General features: G+C 71.4%; 7 protein-coding genes and 4 pseudogenes. 5 read left to right on the top strand and 6 right to left on the bottom strand.

Going from position 1 to position 9,589, the window contains the following annotated elements:
• Positions 1-105, top strand: a pseudogene (locus LO771_RS21545) (IS5/IS1182 family transposase); the annotation flags it as partial.
• 102 nt (positions 106-207) lie between these two features.
• Here LO771_RS21545 and LO771_RS21540 read toward each other — a convergent pair.
• The 3 genes from LO771_RS21540 to LO771_RS21530 all read right to left on the bottom strand — a co-directional run bounded on the left by LO771_RS21540 (position 208) and on the right by LO771_RS21530 (position 3,117).
• Complete coding sequence (locus LO771_RS21540) at positions 208-681, bottom strand: VOC family protein (RefSeq protein ID WP_230654952.1); 474 nt, start codon at positions 679-681, stop codon at positions 208-210.
• Positions 682-1,209: 528 nt separating this feature from the next.
• A complete protein-coding gene (locus LO771_RS21535) occupies positions 1,210-2,199 on the bottom strand; it encodes a nitrilase-related carbon-nitrogen hydrolase (protein WP_230654950.1) in 990 nt (329 codons plus the stop codon).
• A 411-nt stretch (positions 2,200-2,610) separates the two neighbouring features.
• On the bottom strand, positions 2,611-3,117 hold the full coding sequence (locus tag LO771_RS21530; protein WP_230654949.1) for a DUF402 domain-containing protein: 507 nt from the start codon (positions 3,115-3,117) through the stop codon (positions 2,611-2,613).
• Between the two features lie 294 nt (positions 3,118-3,411).
• On the opposite strand from LO771_RS21530, the gene LO771_RS21525 reads away from it, so the two are divergent.
• From LO771_RS21525 to LO771_RS21505, 4 genes and pseudogenes are all read left to right on the top strand, one after another.
• Positions 3,412-4,131: a dienelactone hydrolase family protein gene (locus LO771_RS21525; RefSeq protein ID WP_230654947.1), complete on the top strand. Its 720-nt coding sequence runs from the start codon at positions 3,412-3,414 to the stop codon at positions 4,129-4,131.
• 1,102 nt (positions 4,132-5,233) lie between these two features.
• Entirely contained in the window at positions 5,234-5,797 is a 564-nt protein-coding gene (locus tag LO771_RS21515) for a dihydrofolate reductase family protein (protein ID WP_230654945.1), read from the top strand.
• A gap of 78 nt (positions 5,798-5,875) precedes the next feature.
• The gene (locus tag LO771_RS21510) at positions 5,876-6,292 is read left to right on the top strand and encodes a DUF5958 family protein (protein WP_230654943.1); all 417 of its coding nucleotides are present in this window, start codon (positions 5,876-5,878) and stop codon (positions 6,290-6,292) included.
• A gap of 93 nt (positions 6,293-6,385) precedes the next feature.
• A pseudogene (locus tag LO771_RS21505) lies at positions 6,386-7,117 on the top strand (IS701 family transposase).
• A 47-nt stretch (positions 7,118-7,164) separates the two neighbouring features.
• On the opposite strand, the pseudogene LO771_RS21500 reads toward LO771_RS21505, so the two are convergent.
• The 3 genes and pseudogenes from LO771_RS21500 to LO771_RS21490 all read right to left on the bottom strand — a co-directional run.
• Positions 7,165-7,929, bottom strand: a pseudogene (locus tag LO771_RS21500) (transposase family protein); the annotation flags it as partial.
• A 47-nt stretch (positions 7,930-7,976) separates the two neighbouring features.
• Complete coding sequence (locus LO771_RS21495) at positions 7,977-8,366, bottom strand: SMI1/KNR4 family protein (RefSeq protein ID WP_230654941.1); 390 nt, start codon at positions 8,364-8,366, stop codon at positions 7,977-7,979.
• 165 nt (positions 8,367-8,531) lie between these two features.
• Positions 8,532-9,305 (bottom strand): annotated as a pseudogene (locus LO771_RS21490) (class I SAM-dependent methyltransferase).
• Positions 9,306-9,589: the final 284 nt, after the last annotated feature.

Genomic DNA, 9,589 nt, shown 5'->3' with positions numbered 1-9,589 from the left:
CAGTTCCGCGCCATCGCCACCCGCTTCGACAAGCTCGCCACCCGCTACCGCACCGGCCTCGTCCTGGCCTCACTCATCCTGTGGCTCCGCGAACCCCAGACATGATCATTTGTCAGACACGGCCTAGTCTCCCGCGGGCACCCCCGGACCGCGGACGGGGGCGCGGCGAATCCGTGGCGGCAGCATGCCGGTCCCCCGGAGTCACCGTCAGCGGCCGGGGGCCCGCTGTGTGATCTCCTGCAGAACCCAGCCGTTCCCGTCCGGGTCGCTGAAGGTGGCGTAGGAGCCGTAGCTGGCGCGCTCGGGATGCGGACCCGCCTTGCGCCCCTGGCCCTGACCGTCGTGGACGACCTCTCCGGCGTCGTGGCCGTGGAAGAAGAGGCCCTTGTCGTCGTGGAACACCTCGCTCACCTCGACGCCGCGGCCGACGAGTTCCGCGCGGGCCTCCTCGATGTCCGTGACGGCGAGGTACAGGCCCTGTGCCGAGCCGGGCGCGGCGGTCGTGAGGCCCTTGCCGAAGATGATCGAGGCCGCGGAGCCGGGCGGGGTCAGGTGGGCGACCCGGAAGTCCTCCGTGACGTCCTGGGCCAGGTCGAGGCGGAAGCCCGCCTTCTCGTAGAAGGCCTTCGCGCGATCGACGTCCGAGACCGGCAGGACGAAGAGTTCGAGTTTCATGTGCATGTTCTCTGGTTCTTTCACTTCGTGCGTCACGCAGGAGATGCGAGACACAGGAGAGGGGGAGGCCGGGCGTCGACGCCCGGCCGCGTGGATCGGGGTGGTGCCGGCCGGGTCGCCACCCGGACGAACGGGTGCCCAGGGGAGCCGCCGCCTGACTGCGCCCCACCGGGGCGAGCCGGCTGTCCGGCCGAGGGGGCACCGTGACTCGGCACTCCGGGCATGTCCGCCCGTGAGGAGCGGCGCTCCCAGGACGCGGTCGGCCGGACGGGCGCCGCGGCGAGTCGCAGCGAACGCCCCGATCGTCCTGCCGGGGACGCCTGGTGCACGTCCGCCGTCGTCGGAGGCCCGGCTGCGGCGGTCCGGCGCCGGTGCGCCGGTCGATCGGACGCCGGCGCACGGGGGACGGGCCCGGTCGGGTCGGCGGGATCCTGCGACGAGGCACCCGCGGACGAATGCCCCGGGGCAGCGGCGACCGTCGTGGATGTTCCTCAGGGGATCACAGGGGCGTCCTCACCGCTCACCGGTCCTCGGTCACTGGTCCTCGGTCGAGTGCTCTGCCTCGACCGCGCGGTCGGTCCGGATCGGCACGTGGGCGCCGCGCTCGTGGAGGGGGGCCGTCGCCGTGCGGTCGATGTGCAGGCTGAGCAGTTCCGGGCGGGCGTAGTGGCCGCGCGTGTCGGCCATGCGCTTGCGTCGGTCGATCAGCGTGAAGTCGAGATCGGCGATGACCTCGCCCTCACCGGACGTGATCGGCTCGCCGAGGAAGCGGCCCTCGGGGTCGACGATGGCGGTGAAGAAGCCGCCGGAGAACGCGCTGACGGGGCCGCCGGTGTCCTCGGCGAGCCGTGCCTGCTGGTCGGCGTCGAGCCAGGCGGTGGCGTTGACCACGAAGCAGGCCGATTCCAGCGCGTGCATACGGACGGCGACCTCCATCTGGTCGACGAACTGCCCGGCGCCGAGGCCCCCGGGGAACATCGAGGCGTGGATCTGCTCGCCGTCGGCGATCAGCGCGTAGCGCGCCAGCGGCTGGTAGTGCTCCCAGCAGGCGAGCTGGCCGATGCGGCCGACGGCGCTGTCGGCCGCGCGCAGGCCCGAACCGTCACCCTGCCCCCAGACCATCCGCTCGTGAAAGGTGGGCGTGATCTTGCGGCGGCGCTGGATCAGCGAGCCGTCCGCGTCGAAGAGCAGCTGGGTGTTGTAGAGGGTGCCGCCGTCACGCTCGTTGACGCCGATCGAGACGACCATGTGGTTCCGGCGTGCTGCCTGCCCGATCGCTTCGGTCTCCGCGGACGGCACGGTCACCGCCTCCGCCATCAGGCGCAGTTGGTCGTCGCCGATGGTGTAGGGCGGCTTCACCCAGGAGAAGTAGGGGTAGTAGGGGACGACGGTCTCGGGGAAGACCGCGAACTGGACGCCCTGCCTCCCCAGCTCGTGGATCTTCTGCACGACGCGCTCGACGGTGCCGGTGCGGCTGTAGAGCACCGGGCTGATCTGGACGGCGGCAGCCTTGACGACGGTCATGGTGTGACTCCTCTGCGTGGTTCGTGGTCGACGTGGGGCGAGGTGGTCTCGCCGTCGGCCGGGCGGCGCACTGCCGATCGCGCCGCGGGCGTGCCGCTCCCCGCTGCATCTGCCGGCGGGGCCACGGCGACACTTAGGAGCATATGCTCCTATTCGGGTAGGGGCAAGCGGGCACCGCGGCCGGTGATGCCGCCGGCCGTCACCGGCTGATCGTCCCGGAAGGGGTCGGGCTGCGGGGGTCCCGCAGCAGGCGATCCTGGTCGGCGGGCTGTCGGCGGGTCCCGGCCGGTGACGGTCAGAGCACGGTCCTGCCGGGCCTCGGGGGTCGCTGCGGTGTCGTCCAGGCCATCGGCGGGGTGAACCCGCACCAAATGCCGTCGAACGGGAAGCGGCCGGCCTCCGCGGCGCGCGTCAGGCTCTCGTCCTCGGGCGGATCGCCTCCGCCTCCTCGCTCCAGTAGGCGGGGTGTCCGGTCCTGGCTGCGGACGACTCCTCGTCCTTCCACCGCCAGGTCCGGTCGGGTGCCACGACGAGGTCCGGTTCGAGGTCGATCACGTCGATGTGGTCGCCTCGGCGGATGCGGCGTTCGAGGTCGACGTACCAGCCGTCGAACCGCAGGTCCTGCGTGAAGAGCCACCCCACCGCGTGGAGGCCGTCCCGGGGCTGGTGGATCAGGGCGTTGTCGCGGTACCACCGGACCGCGCGGAGCGGGTACCCGCCCTCCGGCCGCCCCTCCGGCGGGATGTCCCGCAGGTGCACCCCGTCGGGCAGGTCCACGCACCAGGCCGGTGAGCCGGCGCTCATCCGGAGCAGCAGGCCGTTCCGGGCGTGCCCGACGACGCGGACGGGCACGACGGTGCTCAGCCGACCGCCGGGGTGGAGGTTCCGGCGCAGTGTCCGGCCCGCACGGGTCTCCATGGGGGAGAGAGTCCCAGCCGTCCCTGGCATTGGCCCTCCACCGGGGAGGTCGCGAGGGCACCCCGAGGGGCCCCGGCTGGCGGTCCGACGTCGTGGCATCCGGCCGCGGAGGCGCCGCAGGAATCCGTTGGGCCCCCCACGGCGACCACTGCTAACCTTCCGGAGGCCGTGCGAGAGAACGAGGAGGTGGTACCCGTGAACGCAGGAACGACATGGGTGCTCCCCTCCGGGGTCACGGTCGGGCGGTAGGTCGTCCGGGAGCGCCGTTCACGAGCACTCCCGAAAGGCACGACCATGCGATTCACCTCCGAGCAGCGCCTCGACGACGGCGTCCTGGAGCGCGCATTCACCCTCGGCGAGATCCCCGGCACCCTGTGGACGCCTGGATCCGCACCCGCCCCGCTCATCCTGATGGCCCACAACAACGGCCTGCCCAGGAGGGAGCCCCGGCTGGTGGCCCGGGCCCGGCAGACCGCGGCGTACGGCTACGCGGTGGCCGGGATCGACGCCCCCGGGTGCGGTGACCGGCCCCGTTCCGCCGCCGACGAGCAGGCCCGCGCCGACCTCCGCCGGGCGATGCAGGCCGGCGAGCCGGTCGACGAGATCTTCGAGTCCTTCATCGGCCCGCTGGTCGAACAGGCGGTTCCGGAATGGCGGACCACCCTGGACGCCCTCCTCGCGCTGCCCGGGATCGGCGGCCCGGTCGGGTACTCGGGGTGGACCGCCCTCGGCATCCGGCTGGCGGTGGCCGAGCCGCGCATCGCGGCCGTCGGCCTCTTCGCCGGGGGTTACGTGCCCCGCGCCCAGCGCGAGGAGGCCCGGCAGGTCACCGTTCCGCTGCTGTTCCTGCTGCAGTGGGACGACGAAGGGAACCCGCGGCAGCGGGCCCTGGACCTGTTCGACGCCTTCGGCACCAGGGAGAAGACGCTGCACGCCAACCTGGGCGGGCACACCGGCACCCCGTGGTTCGAGGTGGAGGACGGGGGCCGGTTCTTCGGCCGGCACCTGAAGTGAGGCCGGACCGCCGGGCCGGCTGCAACCGGTAGGCGGTCCCGGCCAGGACGCCGCTCATCGAGGACGGGGCCCGCCCGTCCTCGATGGCGGTGGCCCGCAGACGCCCGACCGCCCCGATCGGGGCGGTACCGGCCGTCGGCGGCACCGGCCGGTCGGGGCGGCGCTCGGCCGCCGGCGCTGCCACCGGCCGGGCCCGCGCCGTGAGGCACTCGGCCCGTACCTCGCGGATCGCCGGACGGGCGGCCGACTCGACCACCTGCGCCCGGGCCCTGCATCCGTTGCGGTCGCCGGGCAACGGGCAGCCGACAACAACGACCGGCCGACTGCCGGCGCCGACGGCGGCCTGACGGCGGGTGGAGCGCCGATCGTTCTCCGACTCCGCCGCGACGGCGTGGTCACGGGTGGGCGCGAGCGTGCCGTCCACGACGCGTGCGGTGTCCTCGCGGAACCGCTGCCGCGGCTCGAGCGCCGACGGCGGTCCCGTGCGATCAGACGATCCGACCGGCCGCGCCCCTCGAGACGCCGGACAACGGGGCAAGCCGTCGCAGCGTCAGGTCGGCGCGCCGGCGGGCGGCCACCGGCAGGACCCGGTCCTCCCGCGGCAGCGACCACGGACGTCCCGGCCCAGACCGGACCGCACCTCCCCGGTGCGCATCACGGCATCCTCGCGGGAGAGCCCGGGCGACCGCTCCGCTCGGCCGACGCCATCGCCACCGCCTCGGAAAAGGGCCTGCCGGTCGAGGCGTGAGCCGCCGCGCTCCCCGCTCCCCGCTCCCGGCGCCCGGCGCCCGGCGGACGGGAGGGGCGGCGCAGCGGCGCGCTGGACGGATCGACGCCCGATGGGTGGACAAGCGGGTGAGGCTCCGGGCGGACAGGGAGCTCCTGGTCGGCGCCCGGTCGACCAGGAGCTTCACCTCGTCCGGGACACCACTCCGCGCCAACTGGCCATCCGGGCGGCCAAGTTGGACACTGCTCACTGCGGGCGCGTGAAGCGCCTGCACCACACCGGGGCCTCCGGCGCCACGGCAGCGGCCGCGACCCGGCACGGCCACGTTCGGCCGGTGGAAGGACCCGCTCGACCTGAGACCAAGGAGTCCTGATCATGCGGAAGCTGATTGCGACAGTGTTCAACTACTCGCTCGACGGCCTTCTCGCCGACGAGGGCACCGACTTTTGGAAGTTCTGCTTCGGCCTGCCCGAAAACAGTGACCCCGACGACTCGGAGCACCTCGACTTCCTCCGGGGTGCGTACGCGCACATCATGGGCCGCACCGCCTACGAAGGCATTTCTGCGTCCATGGCAACGGCCACCGACCATCCCTTCGCCGACATCCTGAACGCCGGACGCAAGGTCGTCTTCTCCCGGACCCTGAAGACGGCCGACTGGGCCAACACCACCATCGCCGCCGGTGACACTGCAGAGGAGGTCGACAAGCTCAGGCTGGGCGGCGACGGCTACATGGTGGTCTGGGGCGGCGTCAGCCTCTGGCGGTCGCTCATGCGGCTCGACCTGGTCGACGAACTCCGGCTGAGCCTGTTCCCCTATGTCGCAGGCGAGGGCACCCGGCTGTTCGACGGCGTGCCCGCGTCCTACCGGCTCGACCTGGTCTCCAGCACCGCCTCCGCCAACGGGATCGTCTATCTGCAGTACCGCCGGCACCGTTAGTACTCCCGTGCGACATCGTGATCTGGTTCGATGGCCCTGCTGGGTAGGCAGCCAGGCGCGTGGTGAAGGTGGGGCGGGATGGACGGACGCGCGGTCGTCCTCAACGAGTTGGCGCAAGGCATCCGTCCGCTCGCCCAGGGTCTCGGCTGGTTCGAGGACCTTGCCGACGCCGAGCGGTTCGAAGTCCTGCGCGATCTGGCAGCGTTCTGCATCCAGGCCCGCGCAACCAGCGATGACGGGCCGGAGAGCATCCGCAGGGCTGGCATCCGGCCGACCCACACCCCGGCCGTGCTGGTCACGCGCGGACGCCTCGCCGAGCAGCTGGCGAAGATCATCAATCTTCCGCAGGACGAGCAGGTCAAGGCATTCCGGCTGTTGGTCGCACTTCTTGGTGTCGCTGATGATCGGCGGCGGCTCCGCTTCTGTGCTGGCGGGTGCGGGCATGCCTGGCACCACCTGAGGACCGGAGTGCGCACCGAAACGGCCACCCCGTGATCGTCGGGGGTTGTGCGAACTCCTGAAGATCGTGCGGTGACCGCGGGCCACAGCAGGGACGCCGCCCGTTGTCGGGCGAGGTTCGACCAGGCCATGGCCCGGATCGCGGGCCGGTTCAGGCGGGGTGAGCCGCGCGCCACGGCCCGCGCCTTGGTGTTCGGGTTGCTGTCGGGCGTCGAGCGGAAGAACCGCTGGCGGCTGGCCGAGCAGGCCGGCCGTGCCCGCACCGGGCCGATGCAGCGGCTGCTGCGAACCGCCCGCCGGGACGCCGGTGCACTCCGTGATGACATACGTGCCTACGTCCTCGAGCACCTCGGCGCCGACAACGGCATGCTGATCGTCGACGGGACAGGCTTTCTTGAGAAGGGTGCCGCCTCGGCGGACGTGCAGTGGCAGTACACCGTCACTGCGGGGCGCATCGAGAACAGCCAGGTCGGTGTCGTCCTTGCCCACGCCTCAAGTGGAGGAAGGGCGTTGATCGACCGCCGGCTCTGCCTGCCCCATGCGTCCTGGTGACGGGACACCGAGCGCCGCACCCGTGCCGAGGTGTCCGACCAGGTGGGGTACGCGACCAAGCCCATGCTGGCCGGGCAGATGATCGCGGCGGCACTGGATGCCGGCATCGCCACATTCCGGGTGACCGGCGATGAGACATACGGCCAAGTCCCTGGGTTGCGTCCCTTGCTGGAGCCCCGTCGGACCGGTTATGTCCTGGCCGTGGCCTGCAGCCCTCGGATGTCGGGGAGACGCCCTATACGCGCCTCGGCGGCGTGCTGGTGCGCGCGTGCAATGGTGGATTCCACGCTAAGGGTCGTCCGTAAGTGAACGTCCAGCTGTGGATGTGGGGCATCCCGGTGCTGTTCGCTCGGCTGCCCGGCCTGCAGGAGATGGTGCAGCCGAGCGATGCCGAACACGGCGTGGTCGACGCTGTCGCCCTTGAGCGGGCAGTCGCGGAGGATCTTCCAGGTCTTCATGCGGGCGAAGGCGTGCTTGACGCGGGCGCGGATCTGCTTGTGTGAGCGGTTGTGCTCACGTTTCCCCTCGGGGAGTTCGCCACCGGGCGGGTGACGGTGCGGGATGACCAGGCCGGTGCCCAGGCAGCCGGCGTCGGCGATCGTGGTGGTCGTGCCGACGGCGGCTTTCGCCCCGGACTCCTCCCACGCCTTGCTGTCGTGGCGGTTCCAGGGCACTGGACGTCCGATGGCCACGATCAGTCGGGCCTCGGCGTCGATGACGACCTGGTGGGTGGTGAAGTACCTGCAGTTCTTCGACTGCTCGGCGATGCCGTGGTCGCGGGTGGGCACCGGCGTGCCGTCCACGATGAGCACCGTGTCCTTGCGGAACCGCCGGCGCTGCTTGAGGGCGAGCAGCGGGGCGATGTGGTCGATGATCCGGCCGGCGGCGGACTTGGAGACGCGGAGGAGAGCGGCGAGTCGGCCCGGGGGGATGTGGGTCCGCCCGTACGCGGTGACCAGCAGCACCCCGGTCTTCCAGGGCAACGACCAGGGGCGACCCGCATGGGGAGCATCGGCCCCCTCTCGGCGCGGCATCGTGATCAGCTCGCGCAAGTCGCGCGCTCTCAGCCCGGTGAGGGGGGCTGTCCAGGAAGGCTCCGGCGCACGGATCACACCAGCCACGTCGGGATCGTGTCATCGTGGCGCGGCAGGCCCTGGGAGAGGTGGGACTACAGGGCGATCCGTCCGGTCAGCCACCACTCGAGGTGCGTGGCCAGGCTCGGAGCGACCCAGGTGCGGCTGTCGTCCTCGTGGTTCCAGGCGAAGACATCGGGGCGTCGCAGTCCGGGGAGGAGCGCGAAGAGGTCTCCATTGCCTGCATCCGCGAAGAAGAGCAGCGGATCGAAGGGCATGCAGAGCGCAGCGAGCTCTGCATCGCGGCGAAGGGTGTGGTTCTCGGAGGCGATGCGTTCGGTGGACCAGATGAGCCCTGCGCCGTACTCGCCCTCGATGCCGTCGCTCTCACGAAGAAGGGCCATGAGGTCTGCGGGCAGCGGATGCCCGAGGACGGTGGCGCATCCGAGCAGCGATGCCTCCGAGGCCGGAGGTTGGAAGACCACCGGACCAGGCAGGGAGCTGACCAGTTCGGTCCACACGGTTGGATCGACCTCCACAGGGCTTGTGTCCTGGCCGAGCAGGAGGCACGACTGATCACCGCTCGAACAGTGGAGTCGTCGTCCGGACCGGCCGGGCGACGGACAGCCCTCATGATTGCGGGACAGCGCTCAATCCGCTTGCAGGACGAAGAACAGGAAGGACAGAAAGCGTGACGTGACCTCGGGGAACAGGTCACGGGCGGCAGGGTCGGACTCCGGCTCGCTGATGACCGTGATCCGGAAGCCGGCTGCGGCGAAGGCGTCGGTCATCGCATGCAGCGGCCTGTTCCAGAAGCGCAGCCGGGCGGTCCGGCCACCCATCGATCACTCCTCGATCCGGTCGTAGGTCGCGAAGTAGTCGGTCTTGTTCCCGGCCAGGTACTCCAGGCCGTGGATGGCGAAGGGGTGGTCGACGGACATGATCAGCCGGCCGCCGGGCTTGAGTACGCGTCGCAGCTCGGTCAGCGCCGGCCCCCAGTCCTCCAGGTAGTGCATCACCAGGGATGCGACAACGTCGTCGAACGTGTCGTCGGCGTAGGGAAGGGGACCGCCCAGGGCGGCCACCTGCAGGTCGGCATCCTCGCCGAGTCGACGCCGGGCCAGCTCCAGCATCCCGGCGCTCGCGTCGAAGCCGCTGACGGCCGCGCCACGGTCGCGCAGCGCTGCGAACAGGGGCCCGGAGCCGCAGCCGGCGTCGAGGATCCGCCGACCGGCCACGTCCCCGGCGAGGGCCAGCATCGCCGGACGCTCGTAGTAGGCATTGACGAGGCCGGTTTCGTTCTCCCTGCTGTACGCCTCGGCGATGCTGTCGTAGTCGTTGACCCTCGGCGGATCCACAGGCGCGGCAGCCGGTGGGACACCCCCGGTGCGGCCCGCCTGCCCGTGCTGGTCGTCAGAAATCATGGTGCGAGAGACGTAGGACCCACCGGTTCGGTTCCTGGGCCGACCATGGATACGTCTGCCGACAGGGCCCGTCTGCGACTGCGGATCGACTGGAAGGCCTTCGGGCAGGTCCGGGCGCAGTCGACCCGCACGTGATCACGGGACCGCACTGGAGCCGGGGCGCGTGTCGGGTCGTGGTCAATGAGCGGGTCCTCCCCTCGTGCCGGTCGTCGATCCGATGGATCGCCCTGCGTGACGTGTGCGCAGCGGACCGAGCCAGGAGCCAGGAGCCGCGCAGGCCGTCG

The sequence above is a fragment of the Streptacidiphilus sp. ASG 303 genome (genome assembly GCF_020991365.1).
Lineage (GTDB): Bacteria > Actinomycetota > Actinomycetes > Streptomycetales > Streptomycetaceae > Peterkaempfera.
Note: the sequence above shows the minus strand (reverse complement) of the source record. Positions and strands in the feature narration are given on the sequence as shown.